The organism is Thalassovita sp. (assembly GCF_034670005.1).
Taxonomy (GTDB): Bacteria; Pseudomonadota; Alphaproteobacteria; order Rhodobacterales; family Rhodobacteraceae; genus Thalassobius.
The window spans coordinates 46,058-64,374 of record NZ_JAXMOH010000014.1 but is presented as its reverse complement, the minus strand read 5'-3'; the positions used below and the strand labels follow the sequence as shown (position 1 = coordinate 64,374).

20 protein-coding genes and 1 tRNA gene are annotated in these 18,317 nt (G+C 56.5%); 12 read left to right on the top strand and 9 right to left on the bottom strand.

Translation table 11 applies throughout. From position 1 onward, the window contains the following. Positions 1 to 205 precede the first annotated feature (205 nt). The 4 genes from VOI23_RS18005 to VOI23_RS17990 all read right to left on the bottom strand — a co-directional run bounded on the left by VOI23_RS18005 (position 206) and on the right by VOI23_RS17990 (position 5,282). On the bottom strand, positions 206 to 1,231 hold the full coding sequence (locus VOI23_RS18005) for a site-specific integrase (protein WP_323786427.1): 1,026 nt from the start codon (positions 1,229 to 1,231) through the stop codon (positions 206 to 208). Beyond that, entirely contained in the window at positions 1,224 to 2,162 is a 939-nt protein-coding gene (locus VOI23_RS18000) for a hypothetical protein (RefSeq protein ID WP_323786425.1), read from the bottom strand. Before VOI23_RS18000 ends, VOI23_RS18005 begins: the two co-directional genes overlap by 8 nt. A gap of 388 nt (positions 2,163 to 2,550) precedes the next feature. Next, a complete protein-coding gene (locus VOI23_RS17995) occupies positions 2,551 to 3,558 on the bottom strand; it encodes a hypothetical protein (protein WP_323786423.1) in 1,008 nt (335 codons plus the stop codon). After that, positions 3,555 to 5,282 (bottom strand): site-specific integrase, encoded by a 1,728-nt coding sequence (locus tag VOI23_RS17990; protein WP_323786422.1) that lies wholly within the window; start codon positions 5,280 to 5,282, stop codon positions 3,555 to 3,557. The genes VOI23_RS17995 and VOI23_RS17990 overlap by 4 nt, the downstream gene beginning before the upstream one ends. Before the next feature lie 252 nt (positions 5,283 to 5,534). Here VOI23_RS17990 and VOI23_RS17985 point away from each other — a divergent pair, with 252 nt between their 5' ends. From VOI23_RS17985 to VOI23_RS17965, 5 genes are all read left to right on the top strand, one after another. Beyond that, entirely contained in the window at positions 5,535 to 6,710 is a 1,176-nt protein-coding gene (locus tag VOI23_RS17985; protein WP_323786421.1) for a tyrosine-type recombinase/integrase, read from the top strand. After that, positions 6,707 to 7,288 carry a hypothetical protein gene (locus VOI23_RS17980; RefSeq protein WP_323786420.1) on the top strand — a complete coding sequence of 194 codons (582 nt, stop codon included), beginning with the start codon at positions 6,707 to 6,709 and terminating at the stop codon, positions 7,286 to 7,288. Before VOI23_RS17985 ends, VOI23_RS17980 begins: the two co-directional genes overlap by 4 nt. Before the next feature lie 104 nt (positions 7,289 to 7,392). Then, positions 7,393 to 7,590, top strand: coding sequence for a helix-turn-helix transcriptional regulator (locus VOI23_RS17975; protein WP_323786419.1), 198 nt, complete (start codon positions 7,393 to 7,395; stop codon positions 7,588 to 7,590). A gap of 68 nt (positions 7,591 to 7,658) precedes the next feature. Further along, the gene (locus tag VOI23_RS17970; protein ID WP_323786418.1) at positions 7,659 to 8,297 is read left to right on the top strand and encodes a hypothetical protein; all 639 of its coding nucleotides are present in this window, start codon (positions 7,659 to 7,661) and stop codon (positions 8,295 to 8,297) included. Between the two features lie 56 nt (positions 8,298 to 8,353). Further along, a complete protein-coding gene (locus VOI23_RS17965) occupies positions 8,354 to 8,968 on the top strand; it encodes a hypothetical protein (protein WP_323786417.1) in 615 nt (204 codons plus the stop codon). Positions 8,969 to 9,148: 180 nt separating this feature from the next. Here VOI23_RS17965 and VOI23_RS17960 read toward each other — a convergent pair whose 3' ends face one another. From VOI23_RS17960 to VOI23_RS17940, 5 genes are all read right to left on the bottom strand, one after another. Beyond that, on the bottom strand, positions 9,149 to 9,439 hold the full coding sequence (locus VOI23_RS17960; protein ID WP_323786416.1) for a HigA family addiction module antitoxin: 291 nt from the start codon (positions 9,437 to 9,439) through the stop codon (positions 9,149 to 9,151). 11 nt (positions 9,440 to 9,450) lie between these two features. Continuing rightward, positions 9,451 to 9,732, bottom strand: coding sequence for a type II toxin-antitoxin system RelE/ParE family toxin (locus tag VOI23_RS17955; protein ID WP_323786414.1), 282 nt, complete (start codon positions 9,730 to 9,732; stop codon positions 9,451 to 9,453). Between the two features lie 160 nt (positions 9,733 to 9,892). Then, the gene (locus VOI23_RS17950) at positions 9,893 to 10,270 is read right to left on the bottom strand and encodes a hypothetical protein (RefSeq protein WP_323786413.1); all 378 of its coding nucleotides are present in this window, start codon (positions 10,268 to 10,270) and stop codon (positions 9,893 to 9,895) included. Between the two features lie 910 nt (positions 10,271 to 11,180). Beyond that, positions 11,181 to 11,256, bottom strand: a tRNA-Ala gene (locus tag VOI23_RS17945). Between the two features lie 92 nt (positions 11,257 to 11,348). Next, the gene (locus VOI23_RS17940; protein WP_323786412.1) at positions 11,349 to 11,669 is read right to left on the bottom strand and encodes a TIGR02300 family protein; all 321 of its coding nucleotides are present in this window, start codon (positions 11,667 to 11,669) and stop codon (positions 11,349 to 11,351) included. Positions 11,670 to 11,790: 121 nt separating this feature from the next. On the opposite strand from VOI23_RS17940, the gene VOI23_RS17935 reads away from it, so the two are divergent. The 7 genes from VOI23_RS17935 to uvrC all read left to right on the top strand — a co-directional run bounded on the left by VOI23_RS17935 (position 11,791) and on the right by uvrC (position 18,292). Continuing rightward, entirely contained in the window at positions 11,791 to 12,483 is a 693-nt protein-coding gene (locus VOI23_RS17935) for a M48 family metallopeptidase (protein WP_416376548.1), read from the top strand. 31 nt (positions 12,484 to 12,514) lie between these two features. After that, positions 12,515 to 13,165 (top strand): GntR family transcriptional regulator, encoded by a 651-nt coding sequence (locus tag VOI23_RS17930; protein WP_323786409.1) that lies wholly within the window; start codon positions 12,515 to 12,517, stop codon positions 13,163 to 13,165. Between the two features lie 260 nt (positions 13,166 to 13,425). Continuing rightward, complete coding sequence (locus VOI23_RS17925) at positions 13,426 to 14,223, top strand: S49 family peptidase (RefSeq protein WP_323786407.1); 798 nt, start codon at positions 13,426 to 13,428, stop codon at positions 14,221 to 14,223. Further along, positions 14,204 to 14,392, top strand: coding sequence for a hypothetical protein (locus VOI23_RS17920; RefSeq protein ID WP_323786406.1), 189 nt, complete (start codon positions 14,204 to 14,206; stop codon positions 14,390 to 14,392). The genes VOI23_RS17925 and VOI23_RS17920 overlap by 20 nt, the downstream gene beginning before the upstream one ends. A gap of 3 nt (positions 14,393 to 14,395) precedes the next feature. Further along, entirely contained in the window at positions 14,396 to 15,340 is a 945-nt protein-coding gene (locus tag VOI23_RS17915) for a calcium/sodium antiporter (RefSeq protein WP_323786405.1), read from the top strand. A gap of 9 nt (positions 15,341 to 15,349) precedes the next feature. Beyond that, positions 15,350 to 16,132: an SDR family oxidoreductase gene (locus VOI23_RS17910; RefSeq protein ID WP_323786404.1), complete on the top strand. Its 783-nt coding sequence runs from the start codon at positions 15,350 to 15,352 to the stop codon at positions 16,130 to 16,132. 294 nt (positions 16,133 to 16,426) lie between these two features. Next, positions 16,427 to 18,292 carry an excinuclease ABC subunit UvrC gene (gene uvrC, locus VOI23_RS17905; RefSeq protein WP_323786403.1) on the top strand — a complete coding sequence of 622 codons (1,866 nt, stop codon included), beginning with the start codon at positions 16,427 to 16,429 and terminating at the stop codon, positions 18,290 to 18,292. The last annotated feature ends 25 nt before the right edge of the window (positions 18,293 to 18,317 follow it).

The following is an 18,317-nucleotide window of genomic DNA, read 5'->3' as shown; positions in this document are numbered from 1 at the left end:
CAGCCTGGTGCTCCTTCAGGATGCCGATAATCTGATCTTCGCTGAAACGGCTTCTCTTCATCGTCTGTCTCCTTCGTCAGAGAACAGACTAACCTCAAACTGCGGACTTTTCAGGGGAGCACGTCAAGTTTGATAAAGCGCCAACACATCCCAGAGGGCAGTCACTGCTTCGCGGTCTCGCCAATACATAGTTGCGACGGGCCATCTACAAAAGACACCCGGCAGCGTTTCCGTTAAAAAGTTCTCCCTCGCGCACATACCGGCTCAGCATCTCGTCGCTGGAGTGGCCGGTCTGAGCGCGGATTTTCAGCGTCGAGACCCCAGCCTGTGCGGCGCTGGTGGCAAACCCCGCCCGGAGGCTGTGGCCCGAGTAGCCCTCAGGGTCGAACCCGGCAGCCTTGAGCCGTTCGCGGATCAGGACGGAAACAGCGTCACCTGTCAGGGGCGCGCTCCCGACATGGCCGTGGCGGTTGATCGGGCGGAAGAGCGCTCCCGTCTCGATGCCCGCCACTTCAATCCAGCGCTCAACGGCTGCAACCGGACAATGGCGGGTGCGACCGTGCGGGATGCCGATATGGCGACCTGCACCTTCTGGGTCGGTTTTGCTTCGGCGAAGCGTGACAACGAGACCCTGCCGAACCTCTTCGATGTCGTCGCGCTCCAGCCCGACCAGTTCCGACCGACGAAAGCCTCCGGCGAAGCCGAGCAGCAGCAACGCCCGGTCGCGGTGGTCTCGGATGGTGTCACCGAGGCCGTCGATCACAAGAAACAGATCGTCGCGCAGAAGCGGCTTGGCTTTTCGCTGGGCGCTTCCGTGTTTCCGCTTCAACCCGCGCAAGGTGGCCTTCACGACCCCGGCGCGACAAGGGTTCGGCAAGTTCGCGGCCTCGTGCGCCTTTGAGACCATCGAGATACGGCGGAGGATCGTTGCCACGGCCAGCTTTCCCGCATGATCCCCGACATAGGCGCAGATCATGGCTGGCGTGGCCGGGACTACTCCGCCCCAGGCTCGAAAATGGTCGAGATCGCCCTGATAGGCCCGCGCTGTGTTTTCGGAAAGGCTGTGCCGGAGCAGATCGGCAGCTTCATCCGTCAGAGTTTCGATCAGCGCCCTGCTGTCCGTTTCGTTCGTGAAATTAACTGCAATTTGTTCTTTCTCGGAGTGTTCAAGGCTGCCCCTGTTGACCCGCGTTAATTGGGAATTATCCGATGTTAGAAACGCCTTACGCATGGTCGGCTGCCTTCATGATGGTCTTGCGGATACGGTTCAGAAGCGGCAGGTCGCCCCGCATCAGATCAAGCGCCTGAACCGCGTGGTGGGGTTCAACGCCCAGCGTGTCGAACATGAGCTGAGCGTGCAGGCGGTCGGCAAGGTCGCCCCCGACCCGGTTGGCAAGGACGCCGCCTTCCACCCGGAACAGAACCTGCCCAAGGAAGCGGACCCGTTGCGGAGTGGGGATCAACGCCGATGCCATCCCGGCAATGCCTGCATTCGTTGAGAGCAACCGGGTCAGCGCGCCCTTACCTTCGCGAGTGAACATGTCCAGCGCCCAACCCGGACAATTTCCGATCAGGGCTTCGGGTGGAACTGGATCATCGGTCGTTTCAGCGCGAAGGCCGTTCTCCAACGCCAACAGTGCAACAAGAGGCGGCAACGCCTCGCCTGTCTTCTTGTGACCCTCGCGGCAAATCGCCAGTGTGGTTGGAGCCACCCCCAACTCGTCCAGCAGGTCGAAAGCTAGACCCGGTTCGCCGCGATGAGCGGGCAAGGCATGTCCCGGTCTGTCAGTGCCGAGGAGATACACCAGAGCCAAGGCGCGATGGTGCAGGTTGTCGGTTGTCAGCGCGAGCAGTCGAAGCCGAGAATTGGGCATCGCGGCAAACTCGCGGCGCTGCGGCTCAAGGTACGGGAGCGTTTCCAGCGACATCAACAGATCGTCCGAAGCGCGGCTTTTCCGAGCGGCGCAGAGTTCGCTGACAATCAGTGACGCGACAGGCCAGTCACCGCCAACCGCGCGGCGGAACCTTTTGCCCCGCAATGACGCGACGGTCAGACCAAGCATAGAAAGGCTGCCAAGCCCGACATCCTCGAACGCGATGCCGCCCAGCCTACGCCAGAGCCGATCCGGTGCATCGCGCAGGAGGGTCGCGGCTGCACGCAACGCTAGGTCCGTGCGGCCTCTGCGAACAGCTTTTTGAAGGGCTGACATTGCCACCCAGGGCGAAACTGTCATCGGGTGTCGCTCAGGGACATGATCGCGGGCCGCAAGACGGCACACGAGATCGGTTCTGAAACGGTCAAGTGGGTCGAGTTCTGTCATCCAATCGCTCCTTCGATTTTGGAAGGGGGATCAATGACTTGGAACCCATGTAATAGCGTATGGGATGGGGCACCTAAGGGAAGGAGATAACGCCGCAGACCACCTGTTTTTGCGGATCAGACCCCGGTCTGGTGGAGGGGTTCGACAGAGACACGCGAAAATGTCTCTGACAAAAAGTCCCCCTACATTTCCACCAAGACCTCCGCCAAAAACACGTAGGATCAGCAGGTTACAGGTGATCTGCGAGTTCCGTTTTTTGTCCCTGTGCCGGGTCGATGCGCAGAACCCATGCCTGCTGATCTGGGCGCAACGCGGCGAAATTGATGTGCGGCCCGTACTCTTTCCAGTACTGGGGCAGCTTTCGCTTTTCGAATGCCTCCTCCATGCGTTGCAGCCACTCTTCGCCGCGTATGTAAGGGAAATCGTCTTGGAAGTTTTCCTGTGTCTCTTTGGGGGTTGCGATGAACGGCTCGACCCCATGCTCACGCCGACTGTGCTCAATTAGCGCCCTGTTGCGCTCAAACAGTATCTGTCGCGTGGACTTCTCCACCCTGCGGGCCGGAGGTGTGATCGTAGTTGGTTCTGACGTTTGCTGGGGGACTTTCAGGCCCCTTTGCCCTGCGAAGATCTCAGCATCCGTCCAGCCCCTAGAACGGCGAGAACGAATTGCGGCAGCTGTGACACCCTGTTTTTTCGCAAGTTGGCCTGCCGTATAGCTGCGACCACTGGTTGGGCAAGTGAATACCAGGCTGTCCCCCTTGTTCCGGTTCTGTGTCTGTTTGTCAGCCCATCGCACCTTGCCCGGTGCGTATTCCGGATCGGTGTTGTCAATGCGGTCGAGCGTGGCTGATTTCGTGGGCTTCGGCCCGACATGGTGAAGGAAGTCCGAGAAACTCCGAAAGCTCTCGTGGACGAAGGCACCCTTGACCTTCTCACGCGAGAGCATGTTGCGATGGCTGTTCGCCTCGCCTCGGTACTTGGACCGCAACTGCATGGCTGTCAGAGCTTCGAGGTCATAGCGGAACTGGTCGGTGGCTGTTTTCTTTTCTGAGCAACATGCGTCATCGCTTTTACTTATGACCGCAACCGCATCGCCGCACGCCATGCCTGCTGCCTCAGAAAACGTGGAGGTTTGGGCCGCCCCTGCGCCTTTCGAGAGGTGTTGCGCGTCGAGATAAAATTTAGTTTTCTCAGTCGCGGCATTACTGCTTGAATGGCCTTGATCTGAAAGTGTCATAGTCTTTCTCCCGCACCGTGCAGGAAGGTCAGGTCGAGCCCTGGATATGAGATTGCGGCGACAAATTCGATATGCAGATCAGGGTTGCCGGGGTCTCCGTACGCATCACTTGCGGCTTTTCCAGCAGGTGACCATCCCGTCACAGCTAGAAGAGTTTCGGGCGGAGCTTTGGCGCGCCTTAAAGCGTCCCTGACATTGTGGCGAAGGCTGTAAAGGGTTTGTTTTTCACCCAGCGTGATCTCTGCCGGGATAAAATGCTCACGGAAGCGGCGCGCAGGATATGTCGCCTTATTGCCGTACATGTCCGGCGTGATCTCGGGAAACAGACGCGGTTCCTTCGTGCCATGTTTCTTTCGCCGCGCTTTCACGAAGGCAGGGAAGCCGATCTTCACTAGCTCTGGATGCACCGGTACTCGGCGGCGACTGGCGCCGGTTTTCAATGTCTTGCCATCATCACCTTCTGTTTCAACCAAGTCCAAGTACCAGATGCCCGCTGGGGTTTGTTTCAAATCGCTGGTGTGAAGTTGGCAGATTTCATTTGGCCGTGCGCCTGAAAAGAGCATCACCATCGGCAACCAAAACCGCCAACCCCTATCTTTCTTGGCATAGGGATTTTCTGCGCCAGGAGCGCAGGACTTATAGAAATCTCCTGTGAAGAAGCCGATTAGCTGCGCGTCATTCCAAGGCAAGCGCTTCTCAGCCGCTGCCGTCTTGTTCTTCTTTAGCGGTTTCACATCCAGCGCAGGGTTGTTCCGAATTAGCCCCTTACGCAACCCCACGGCCAGCACGTCCCGCAAGGTACGAATGTACTGCGCTTGCGTGGTGGGTGATAGCACCGGCTTGCCTTCCTTCTCAGCCCGTTCTTGGGCCTTGGCCAGGGTCAACTTGGGATAGAGCTTTTTCCGGTTAGCCGGGGTGCGGTCCAGCATCTTACGGAAGGCCTGTATCGCGTCATCGTTGATACAATGTAGAGGGGTGTCTTCTCCCAGAGCCTCAATCACAAAGTCGAGTTCGGCGCGCACCTTGTCAGACCGCTTTTCGGTGACACCGTTTGCTGCATATTCGGCAATTCGTTCTGCCCAGAACACGTCGGCAAGTTCACCGAAGGTCACTGTAGATGCACGGTTCGGGTCAAACAGCGGATCATGATGTCCTACATCATAGTGATCTACGAGACGATCCAGTTTCCGGTTCTGCAACTCGATCAACCCACGCCGAACAATCTCGGCAAAACTAGAGATCACGCCATCGTCGTTCAGTGCTGCGTCGGAAGAGGCAACCACTTTCTCACCAGTTCCGTCTATCCACTCTTCACCGCGCGGATCGTCGCGGTTCTTCAGAATTTGAAGCCCGAGTTCTACATCGGCCACCATCGACGACTTTTGGTCTTCATCTTCTGGTGGGTTGGTCAGCAAGCGCACAGCACTGCGCCCATCCAATGCCTCGATATGCTTGCGAAGATACTCTGTCAGTTCTGCAAGCGAAACTGGCCTTGTCTTATGGGCTACTTGATCCCCAGAATTCTCGGCTGCGGCAAACTCAGCATCAATCTTAACATTCAAAGCATTGCGGAGCACCTTTGCGGCTTTGAGGTCTTTGGTTCCGAGCGACTGCTTGATGAAGGTCTTCCCGATCAGGGGAACAAGCGCTGTGGGCACACGGCGATAATAATGCCAAGTCGTCCCACGTTTTTGCAAATGATGCGTTTCGGCCACGTCTTTCATCCTGTTTGTATACCACAAGTGTGACCAGCAGGAGAAAAGTAAGTGCTTGGGAACTACTAAGTTTCGATCACTCCGTAACTTAGTAGGTAGGTTGGTGGAGCCTAGGTCTGGCAAACTACTGTCTCTCTACGTTTCGATTCGTCTAAATGAAGTCACAATAAGCCATTAAATAAGGTCTTTCTCCTCCTGTATGGTTGCATCCCGTCTCATTGCATCCCAAGTATAGTGTTGGGAAGAATGTTGGGAAATTTAATGCCAAAGCTCAGTGTGAAGCGAGTTTCAGCAATTTCAGAGCCGGGATTTTACGGTGACGGGGAAGGATTGTACCTGAAGGTCAGCGGAAAAGGCGCGAAGTCGTGGATATTGCGGACTATGGTTCACGGTCGCAGGCGCGATCTTGGCTTGGGATCGGCTAGCCTGGTTCCTTTGGTGGAAGCCCGAACCAAGGCGCGTGAGTATCGGAAAATTGCGCGTGATGGCGGCGACCCTGACACTTTGAGGAAGCGAGAAAGCCTAACCTTTGAACAAGCGGCCAAGCGGGTTCACGCTCAACTTAAACCTACTTGGCGCAACGTAAAGCACGCGGAGACGTGGATTTCCACGGTTGAGCGGTATGCTGGTTCTAAATTTGGTAGGCGTCCTATTCACACTATCGGCACAGCAGACATACTTGAAGCTTTATCGCCAATTTGGACGGAGCAGCACGAAACGGCCAAGCGTGTGAAGCAGCGTCTCGCCACGATATTCGACTGGGCTAAAGGCGCTGGGCATTATCCACATGAAAACCCGGTTAACGGTGTGAAAAAGGCACTGCCAACTGTGAAGCGACGTGCGGATCACATGGCTGCAATGCCGTGGCAAAATGTGCCTGAATTTATGAAGTCTCTTTCTAATCGGGAGGGAGTGTCAGCACGGACCCTGGAATTCATCATTCTGACCGCAGCTAGATCGGGTGAGGCGAGAGGCGCGCGTTGGTCAGAGATTGACCTTGAGAAAGCGATTTGGACCGTTCCGGCGGAGCGTATGAAACGAGGGCTTCCGCACAAGGTGCCACTGGGCTCTGTCGCCTTGGAAATCTTGGAAGAAGTTAAGGGCTTAGATCCTGAATTTGTCTTCCCTAGTGCGCACCGTGCAAAGGATGGCAGTGGAAAGCCTCAGTCAGTCATGGTTTTCAAGGCGCTGTTTAAGCGTATGGGGCAAGAGGGTTTCACCGTTCACGGCTTCCGCTCTACTTTTCGCGATTGGTGCAGCGAAAGTGCTCACGCGGATCGCGAAGTGGCCGAGGCGGCGCTTTCTCATGCCACAGGGAATGAAGTCGAAAGAGCCTATGCCCGATCTGATCTGTTTGAGCGGCGAAGGAATCTGATGGAAAGCTGGTGCCGGTACTGCTCGGGTGCGATGGGTCAGGTCGTGGAGATGGTGCGGTGACAACGGATCTTGAAAAAGTCAAAGCCGCTTGGGAAATTGATACGCGCGATTATGAAAAATGTTTTGATGAACTGATGCGAACGCAACCAAAGCAGGGAGAAAAGCCCACAAAAGCGCACCAAGAGGCCGTTCGTTCGTTTTGGGGAATTACGGCGCACATGTTGAACCAATACGTCCGCACATGTGCACAGCACAATCACTATTTGGAGCCGATGCCTCTAGTTCCTTTGTCTCGGTTGGCGCTGCACTGTGAAGAATTGAGCAACGGGATTGTGCCCGATTCGATAGAAAAGGCGCGGGCACCAGGGAGACCAATGCGCTGGGGTGAGAGAAGTGACATTGCGCGTGCGTTGTTTTTTCTGGAAGCTGTCGAAGCCGGTGATTTGCAGTGCGACGCCCCGGTAAAAACGGTTGCCGAATGTTTCAATGTTACCAAGCAGACGGTTCGCAATTGGCGTGGTCGGATGGATGAATTGTGCAAAGGACAACCCAAGCCCCATCCCAACGTTATCGAGGAAGCGATGAGGCATGCCGGAACCCGGTATTCAATAATCGGCCGCGGTGCGCCATCCGGGTGACCGTTACCATTGGGGCCAAACCATATCTGAAACTGGGTTGAGTTCCGGCGGCTTGCCGCGACTGGGATAATCATCTCGAAGCAACAAAGCGCGAGGTGAGTTAAATGAGTGCAATCCATATCGATCCGCTTATCCGGGACCGTGATGCCGCCGGAATGCTGGGCTGTTCAAAAGCAACCTTTTGGAGGCGCGTCGCAGATGGCACAATTCCAAAGCCCGTAAAGATTGGTGGTATGAGTCGCTGGCCACAGTCTGAAATCACGGAAGTGATTGAGCGCGTGAAATCAGAGCGCGAGGGGTAAGTATTGTGGTTCGGATAAACAAGACAGGCCGGAACTCCGCGGACCAATATACCAAACTGATCCGGCGCATGATGGAAGCGCCTGCTTGGCGCGCCCTATCCCCGAATGCGCAGGCGCTCTATCCATGGATCAGGATGGAGTGGAAAGGCGCGCAGTATAACAACAACGGGAAAATTCGTTTAAGCGTTCGGCAGGCAGCAGGACGAATGGGCGTATCAGTAAACACGGCGGCAAAGGCATTCCGCGAATTGCAGGCAAAGGGCTTTATCGTCGTATCCGACCCTGGGGCTCTAGGGGTTGAGGGACTTGCACGCGGACCGTCCTACGAGTTGACCGAAATTAAGATGCCGATGAGTGAATCGAACCAAGGACGCAAGCTTTATGAACAATGGCGCTCAGGGTGTGATTTCGAGGTTTTCAAGCACAATGTGAATAACCCGAAAGGCATGAATGGAAGACGAGCTTCCCCGTCTCAAAATGCAGGACGGTCCCATCTTAAACCCTGTGACGTTTCTAGCGAGCCTGTAGCAGTTCCTGAGACAAGCCGTCATGAAACCTGTGACGTTTCTAGGGAAAATTCGAATGGTTCCGTCACAGAAATTGAGACATCCTTAGTTACCATACGTAAGGGCACAATCCCACCGCCGGAGTTGAGAAAGCCGATAGGGGCAGAGCTTTGCGCTTTGACACGTGGAAGAGTGCATTAAGTGGTCACGTAGCGAAGAAATTTTCCAAATGATTTCGTCAAAATCTGAGGTGAGGCATGGGCGGTATCGGTAGCGGGCGGCGCTGGCAATACGGGTCTGATACAACGGAAGATTACCGTTCGATTGATGTTCGTTGGCTGAAACGCCAAGGGCTTCTCAGGTTAGGGATCAGTCGCCGCATTTCCTGGTCGCGCGGGGGCGAAATGACAGGCTCGATCAATATTGAGTCTGAGCCGGGGCGATTGATACTGGATTACCGCCACCGGGATCGAGGCGGGGAATGGCAACCCGAACGCTATCCGGTCTATCTCGACGCCACACCGTGCCACATGGGTGGCGAGCGGCATTGGTTCATTTGTCCTGCCCGTGGATGCGGGCGCAGGGTTGCCATCCTCTACGGCGGGGCAATTTTTGCGTGCCGCCATTGCTATCGGCTGGCCTATCCCTCTCAGCGTGAAAAGTCGGGGGACCGAGCTGCACGGCGGGCGGATCGTATCCGCGACAAGATGGGCTGGCCTAGCGGCATCCTGGAAGGCGGTGATTGGGGCAAGCCCAAGGGAATGCATTGGCGCACCTATGAGCGTCTTTGCCAGGAGCATGACACCCTATTGGATCAAGCCTTGGTAGGGGTCATGGATCACCTAGCGCGTTTACCTGGCCTTTATAAGTAGGAAGATTTTGAAGAAAGGCGCTATCTCGCCATATTGTCGACGAAGGCGAGTCAATTTGGTGGGAATTGGAGGGGAGTTGTGGCGCGGTCAGCCGCTAAGAAAGCTAGAGGTTTCCCTGGTTATGGCTGTTTGTGAATGTGGCGTTTCCGCAGTTGCCGAAGCATTGACGCGGGTGATTTTTCAGGCCGCAATAAGTGGCTCGATATTTGACACATCAACCGTTTCGGCGGCTAGCGCCATGTCAAAGTTGGTTTGCATGTTCATCCAGTATTCCGGCGTGGTGTTGAACGCGCGGGCAAGGCGCATGGCGGTATCAGGTGTCATGCGGGTCGTGCCCTTCACAAGCCGCTCAATCCGGGTGCGTGGAACGCCAAGACGGCGGGCAAATTCTATCGCCCCCATTCCTAAGGGGTCGAGGTAAAGTACTTTTAGGACTTCACCGGGGTGCATTGGCTTCTGAAGCAAGCTCATGACGGTTCCTCTCAGTGGTAATCTACAATTTCAACATCGGCGGGGCCGTTTGCTGTCCAGACGAAGCAAATTCGCCATTGGCCATTTATCCGTACCGAGTGTTGTCCTGCTCGATCACCTTTTAGTTCTTCCAAGTGGTTGCCCGGTGGAAATCTTAAGTCTTCCAGCGCAACCGCAGCATCCAGAGCGGTAAGCATCGCCCGTGTACGCTTTACCAAATTGGCCGGGAAGCCTTTGCCGTATTTGCCTATCAATGCATTGGCGGCGGGCTTCCCTTTGGTGCTCTGGATCATGGAGGATATGTATCGCAACGTGATGCATGTGTCAAGGTGTGATACATTTGGAAAGCTAGGTGAGACCGCGCAGGACTGTTAGAAAGCTGTTCCTTCACCACCACTGAGATGGTGGGTCGTTTAGTCCAGAAAACAGGGGGGGCAAACTGGCCGTTGGTGCTTATGCTAGGGCGCTCAAAATCAGAAAGCCTTGCACAACTAGGATAATCATTAAAAACAAAATCCATCGGGCTAATCGTCTTGTCTTTCCGGCTATTTCTCGGGCTTCATGAGCAGCTTTAAATGCTGACAGAGCATGCGCGAATGTTGATGCTACATCTTGTCTGGTATGCGAAATAAGTTGATCCCGTGTTTGCCAGTCAAGGTCATTTGCGAGCCTAGGGATGTTCGTTTCCTCGTAGGTGCCGAGATCATCTTTTAGAATGTTGTTTCCCAGCGCATTGTTGTTGGCGATCTCTGCGGCAAGTGTGTTTTTTCCATATATCTCGTTATTTATGGAGACCGTCATCCGATAAGCCTTGTCACTTCCGTCATTCATGCCACTTGAACCCCGTCCCTATTTTCTAGGACCAAAATGTTGGGCCTTGCCCCCGTATAACATAGGCCGCCTCGTGCCGTCATGGTTCACAGATGCGCTTGGCACCGCTGATAAGTGTTTATCTCTTCCACTCATTCCCCGATTATCTTCGGGCCGGAGGAGAGCAAAGGCCACTTTCGGGGTAATGGGTGCCACCGCCAAACTAAAAGAAATGGGCATCCTTAGAGAGGGACTAGTTCGTGCCCATTGCTGAGACTGTTGCGAGAGGTATATTGGGGTACGCTAAACAATATTTGAGTTCATGCGCCGACGTAGCGAATTGCCCACATGTTGAAGTCGTATGCGAAATATAAACCAGGAACGGTGTTCAAATCCGCCGAAGATGGGACGGAGTATGTCGCGGTTTCTCACCCATTCCCCGATCTCTGGATGGGGAATGGGCGACCTAATTCTGAATTCCAGCAGATATGGGCAGTTCGCACAATGCAAGCCGCTTCAGAAGCCACAAAGCCTGAACCGGAACTGATATACATTGGAAATGCGCGGCACCTCACCCGGTGGGGAGGCTTTAAGGTTGACCTAGCCATGATTATCATAAGCTTGGCGTTGATCTGGGGCGTGTCGACCCTGTTTAAATGGCTTTGGTCACTGCGATGATCTTCTCTTGGCCGCTCTCTCGCGCTCTTTAATTTTTAGTCTGGCTAAAATCTTTCTCCGCGTTCGCATGCCGCGCTCCCTTGACGGGTGAGGCCCCTACTTTGAGCCCCCTAAGCTTTGTTTGCTTTTCTAAATGAAAAACACGAAGTTAATCCGATGCGTCTTAATTCCCGCTGAATGTTGGGACTGTTGTTGGCAAGAGTTCTTCTCTCTCGCATTTTTTGCGCAAAATCAAATAGTTGTGAGGGAGATTTGGTGGAGCCTAGGGGGATCGAACCCCTGACCTCTTGCATGCCATGCAAGCGCTCTCCCAGCTGAGCTAAGGCCCCGTTTTCAGGCCAATCTGACCTGTGCGCCGCTACTTAGGCAATGCTGCGGGCGGGATCAAGCGGAAAATTCCGCCCGCAGACATGAAATTCTCTTATTCGTCGTCGTCCGCCGGAACATCGGCCAGATCGTCCAAGGAAACGTTATCTTCTTCTTCGTCGTCCAGCAGATCGTCATCCAGATCGACATCAACATCTGCGTCATCGACCAGATCGGTATCGTCGTCGGATTCGACTGCTGCGGCCTTCTTGGTGGCCGCGTCTTCGGCATCAGCCGAGATCATCCGGCTTTTGCCGTTTTGCATCTCAACGACTTCGCCGGTATACGGGCTGACGATCGGATCTTTGTTCAGGTCGTAAAACCGCTTGCCCGTAGTCGGGCAAACACGTTTCACACCCCATTCTTCCTTGGGCATCTGCGATCCCTTTCATTTTTTTCAATTGGTCTTGTCGACGATCTGCGCCACCTGCCATAACAGGCCGTGCGTGTCAAAGGCTTTAAAGGATAGATGGGTCGTGAGATCGGACAAAGCCGATATGGGGCAACATATTCTGGATGGCAATCCCCCGGTTCAGGTTTATCTGCGCCGTTCGGCGCAGGCGCGCAGAATATCTCTGCGGGTGTCGGGGCTGGATGCCAAGGTCACGCTGACCCTGCCCCGAGGGGTTGCGAAATCCGAAGGTGTCGCCTTTGCCGAAGAAAAGGCCAACTGGTTGCGACAGCAACTGCGCGCGACACCCCAAGCCCACAACGTCGGACCGGGAAGCGAATTGCCCTGTGAAGGCGCGTTGCTGCGCGTCGTGCACGGACCGGGCCGACGCGTCCGCATCGAGGCGGGCCAAATCCTTGTTCCCGGCAATCCCGACACCGCCGGAGCGCGGCTGGCGGGCCATCTCAAGCAGCTGGCACGGACTCGGCTGTCGCTGGCATCGGATCGCTATGCCGCCGCGCTGGGGCAAGATTATCACCGGCTGACCTTGCGTGACACCCGCTCGCGCTGGGGATCATGTTCGTCGGCCGGGGCCCTGATGTATTCTTGGCGGCTGATCATGGCACCGCCCGAGGTGCTGAATTACGTCGCCGCTCACGAGGTCGCTCATCTGAGCCACATGAACCATTCCGCCGCCTTCTGGGCGGAGGTCGAAACCCTGTATGGCGATTACGCCTCTCCACGTAATTGGTTGCGCGAAAATGGCGCAAAGCTGCACCGCTACCGGTTTGGCAATTGACCGCATCGAAAAATGTGATCACAAAAGACACATGCTCATTACATCGCGCCCCGAATCCACCCCCAGCTCCGCCCATGACCGCGTCTATCGCGGGCTGCGTAGCCGCATCATGCATGGCGAAATCGCCCCCGGTCAGGCGCTGACCCTGCGCGGGATCGGCAAGGAATTCGGGGTTTCGATGACACCGGCCCGAGAATCGGTGCGCCGTCTGGTGGCCGAAGGGGCACTAACGCTGTCGACCTCGGGCCGGGTGTCGACGCCGGAACTGAGCAACGAAAGGATCGAAGAACTGGCCGCGTTGCGATCTCTGATCGAAGTCGAACTGGCCAGTCGCGCCCTGCCACGCGCCCATATGGCGCTGATCGAGCGGCTGCAAACAATCAATACCAGCGTTGCCGATATGATCACCCGTCAGGATGCAGTCGGCTATATCCGGTCCAATCTGGAATTTCATAGGACGCTTTATTTGCGGGCACAGGCACCGGCCATGCTGGCGATGGCAGAAACCGTCTGGCTTCAACTGGGCCCGACCATGCGGGCGCTTTACGGCCGACTTCGGCGCAAGGAGCCGCCGCATTTTCACCGCCTGATCATCGCCGCGTTGCGGGCCGGGGATGAACCGGGATTGCGTCTGGCGGTTCGCTCGGATGTCACCCAAGGTTTAAAAATGCTGGCCGGGTGAAACTGACATGTTTACTTTGAACAAGAGCATCGCCCAGACCTAATTGCTTTTGGGGCGTTGTTCCCGGCAGGACTGGCCGCCGATGAAATCAGGCGTCTCCTCCACCTGCAGCCTGAGACCTTACTTGATTCTGTGGCGTTAGGTCGGCGTTTCCGGACTGAGCCCGGCAAAGCGTGGTTTCGCGCTATTTTCGCCACGAAACTTAGGGCCAGACCGGCCTGCGCCTTGTCTGCCCCGCATCAGGCCTCTACATGGGCTTTATGAGTTTGAAACTGCCCTTCCAGACATCCCGGCCCCGTGTTGCCGTGCTCCGCCTTCACGGCATGATCGCGGCCAGCGCGCGCGCACCATTGAACGATGCCGCACTGGCCCCGGTAATCGAAAAGGCGTTTCGCAAAGGCAAGCCAGCGGCGGTGGCGCTGATTATCAATTCGCCCGGCGGGTCGCCGGTGCAATCGGCCCTGATCGCCGCGCGCATCCGTCGGCTGTCGGAAAAGCATGAGGTTCCGGTCCATGCCTTCGTTGAAGATGTGGCCGCCTCAGGCGGATATTGGCTGGCCGCTGCGGCGGATGACATACATGCCGATCCCGCATCTATTGTTGGGTCAATCGGGGTCATTTCCGCAGGCTTTGGCGCGCATGATTTCATTTCCCGCCATGGGATCGAACGCCGGGTCTATACCTCGGTCAAATCGAAATCCATGCTGGACCCTTTCCTGCCGGAAAAACCCGAAGACGTGGAGCGGCTGAAAGATATCCTTGGCGACATGCACAAGGTGTTCGAAACCTATGTTCGATCCCGCCGCGCCGGAAAACTAGCCGATGATCCGGACCTGTTCAGCGGTCGGGTCTGGATGGGCGAAAAGGCCCTGCAATTGGGCCTGATCGATGGGCTGGCCCATGCCGAACCCAGATTGAAACAGATCTATGGCGACAAGACCCGTTTCATCCGCTACGGCCGCCGCCGCAGCGTGATACAGCGCTTTGGACTGTCGTTTGCCGATGATGCCGTCACCGCGATAGAGGAGCGGGCCGCCTATGCCCGTCTGGGCCTCTGACGTGATATTAAAGGTCATCGTTCTTTTCCTTGCCGGTATGGCCGTTCTGGCGATGTTCGGTAAGTTCAGCTTTCCCGGGCAAAAACGCCTGAAGGCAGCCAAATGCCCGCGCTGTGGGCGTTACAGGATCGGCAAGGGCCCCTGCCCCTGCAAAAAGGGAGCACGCTAAACCATGACGGAATGGCTCTTCGGCACTCTGGGGCTTGTGATCCTATTGCTGGCTGGCGATGCGCTGGTCAAAGGCGCGGTGAACCTTAGCTTGAGGGTCGGCATTCCGGCGCTGATCGTCAGCCTGACCATTGTGGCTTTCGGCACATCGGCACCCGAACTGTTGATTTCGATCACCGCCGCATTGGAAGGCGTCCCCGGGATCGCATTGGGCAACGTGGTAGGGTCGAACACCGCCAACATCCTTCTGGTACTTGGGCTACCCGCGTTGCTGGCCAAGATGCACACCAGCGAATGCGACAGCCGCAAAAGCTATGTCCTGATGATCGCTGGGTCCCTGCTGTTTGTCGCTTTGTGTTTCTTTGGTGAATTCACCTGGATCAGCGGCATTATCCTGCTGACTGTTCTGACCGGTGTTCTGATCGACGCCTTCCGCGACGCGCGGGCCCATATCTCGGCGGGGGAAGACGACGACGAAGACCTCGAAGGTGCCGATCCAGACATGCCGTGGTGGAAAATCATCATGTTTCTTGTCCTGGGCCTTGTCGGCCTGCCGCTGGGCGCCAACCTGTTGCTGGAAAGCGCGGTCACGATCGCGCGGATGTTCGATATTTCCGAAAGTGTGATCGGGTTGACCTTGGTCGCACTCGGCACGTCGCTGCCGGAATTGGCGACCACCGTTATGGCCGCGTTGCGTCGGCAGGCAGATGTCGCGCTGGGCAATGTGATCGGGTCAAACATGTTCAACTTGCTGGCCATTATCGGCATCGCGTCTCTGGTCAGCCCGATTCCGGTCGATCCGGCTTTCTTGCGCTTCGATCTGTGGGTAATGCTGGGCGCATCGCTGCTGCTGATCCCCTTCGTGTTCTTCAAGACCGATATCAGCCGGGCATGGGGCGCGCTGTTGTCGCTGCTTTATATCGGCTATATCGTGGCGGTACTGAGCTAAGGGGGCAAGATGACGGTCGCATTGGTCACGGGGGCGGGTAAACGTCTGGGACGGTCGATGGCAACCTATCTGGCCCAGCGCGGTTTCGATGTCGCCATTCACTATGCCAGTTCGGACGCCCATGCGCAGAGCCTGGTTGATGAAATTCAGGCATTGGGACGCAAGTCCGTCGCGTTTCAGGCCGACCTGCTGTCCGAAGCGGAAACCCAAGCTCTGTTCCCGAAAGTCAGCGCCAGCTTCGATGCTCCGGTGACCTGCCTGGTCAATAATGCGTCGATCTTTGAACATGACCGCTTGGAAACAGCCACCCGCGAAAGCTGGGACCGGCATTTTGAATCCAATCTGCGTGCGCCCTTTGTCCTGACACAGGCCATGGCGGCACAGGTGCCCACCCCGATCGACGACGAGGCGGGCGAACCGGTCGCGCAGGGCGTGGTGGTCAACATGATCGACCAGAGGGTGCGCAAGCTGACACCCGAGTTCATGTCCTACACGCTGGCCAAAATGGGGCTCTGGGCCTTCACCCAGACCGCCGCACAGGGGCTGGCACCCAGAGTACGGGTCAATGCCATCGGTCCGGGGCCCACTTTACGGGGCGGAAGACAGTCCGAAACCCATTTCAAAGGCCAACGGGCCGCCACCGTTTTGAGACGGGGTTCGAATCCCTCGGACGTCAATGCTGCTCTCGGATTTTTCCTCGATTCGCCAGCAGTTACCGGCCAGTTGATCTGTACCGATGGTGGTCAGCACCTTGGTTGGCAGACACCTGATGTCATGGGGGTCGAGGAATAGGCGAGGTGCCCTCAGGTAAGTTTTGCACCGGTCCGATCTTTGTCACGTTTCTGTCATCAAATGTCTAATACTTTCAAACACTTGCCAATATTAATAAAAAATATCACTTAAAATCAACGCGTTATAAGTCTGCCTATTTTTTAGGCAAATCGACGAAATTGGTCAAATACAACAAAAAATTCCAAATGGGCCGAAGTTATCTGCAGACTTATCCACAGAAATGGTGGACAGGTTTTCTCTTGCTCTGATCGCCCAAAGATTGCAGCGGCCGCCGGGGAATCCTATTTCTGTAACATGACGAACCCGACCCCTGATTCGCTGACCGGCCACGCGCTGATTCAATCCTATCTGAAGACGCTGGACGCCTCTCCGGGCGTTTACCGGATGCTGGATGCCCAAGCGCGGGTACTATATGTCGGCAAGGCGCGAAATCTGCGGGCGCGGGTGTCAAACTATGCCCGGGCCACCGGCCATTCCGGTCGGATCGCGCGGATGATTTCCGAAACCGCCTCTATGATGTTTCTGACCACGCGGACGGAAACCGAGGCGCTGCTGCTGGAACAAAACCTGATCAAGCAGTTGAAGCCACACTATAACGTGTTGCTGCGCGACGATAAATCCTTCCCCAATATTCTGGTGACCGATGACCACCCCTTCCCGCAAATCAAGAAACATCGCGGCGCAAAAAAGCAAAAGGGCAGCTATTATGGCCCGTTCGCCAGCGCCGGTGCGGTGAACCGGACGCTGAACCAGCTTCAGAAAGCGTTCTTGCTCAGGAATTGCTCCGACGCGATGTATACCAGCCGCACCCGGCCCTGCCTGCTGTATCAGATCAGGCGTTGCTCCGGACCCTGCGTCGGAAAGATTTCCGAAGCCGACTATGCCACGTCGGTGGCGGATGCCAAACGTTTCCTGTCCGGCAAATCGACCGAGATTCAGGAAAGCCTCGCGGCAGAAATGGCGATGGCCTCCGAAGCGTTGGAATTCGAACGCGCCGCCGCCTTGCGCGATCGGATCAAGGCCATGACCCAGGTCCAGACGGCGCAGGGGATCAATCCGCGCACCGTGACCGAAGCCGATATCGTAGCGCTGCATCTCGAAAAGGGTCAGGCCTGCGTACAGGTATTTTTCATCCGCGCCGGTCAAAACTGGGGCAATCGCGATTTCTATCCCCGGGTCGGGGCCGAGATCGAGGCCCCCGAAGTGCTGGAAGCCTTTCTGGGTCAGTTCTATGACACCAAGGAACCGCCGCGGCAGATCATCCTGTCCCATCCGATTGAAAACACGGATCTGATGGAAGAGGCGCTGAGCCAGAAACTGGGCCGCAAGGTAGAAGTGCTGGTACCGCAGCGGGGCGAAAAGGCTGAACTGGTCGCAGGTGCGGCACGCAATGCGCGCGAAAGCCTGGCCCGGAAAATGTCGGAAAGCGCGACCCAATCGAAACTCTTGACCGGGCTGAGCGACGCCTTTGGTCTGGATGCCCCCCCCCAGCGCATCGAAGTTTATGACAACAGCCATATCCAAGGCACCAATGCCGTCGGCGGCATGATCGTCGCCGGGCCGGACGGGTTCATGAAGAACCAGTACCGCAAATTCAATATCAAGGGCGATGATCTGACCCCCGGCGACGATTTCGGCATGATGAAAGAGGTGCTGACCCGCCGTTTCAAGCGCCTGCTGAAGGACGACCCGGACCGCGACAAGGGTCTGTGGCCCGACCTGTTGCTGATCGACGGCGGCGCCGGGCAGGTATCGGCCGTCTACGGGATCATGGAAGAGTTCGGGGTCGAGGACATCCCGATGGTGGGCGTCGCCAAGGGGGTCGACCGCGATCACGGCAAGGAGGAATTCCACCGCCCCGGCGGCAGGCCTTTCGCGCTGAAAATGAACGACCCGGTGCTGTATTTTATTCAGCGACTGCGCGACGAGGCGCATCGGTTTGCCATCGGCACACACCGGGCCAAACGGACCAAGGCAATCGGCGCCACGCCGCTGGACGATGTGCCGGGCGTCGGCGCGACGCGAAAGCGCGCATTGTTGGCGCATTTCGGGTCGGCCAAGGCGGTCAGCCGCGCGGCGCTGGCGGACCTGAAGGCAGTCGATGGCATTTCCGGTGCTCTGGCGGAAACCATATACGATTTCTTCCACGAAAAGGGCTGATCTGGGCGTTCCCTCTTGGATTGCT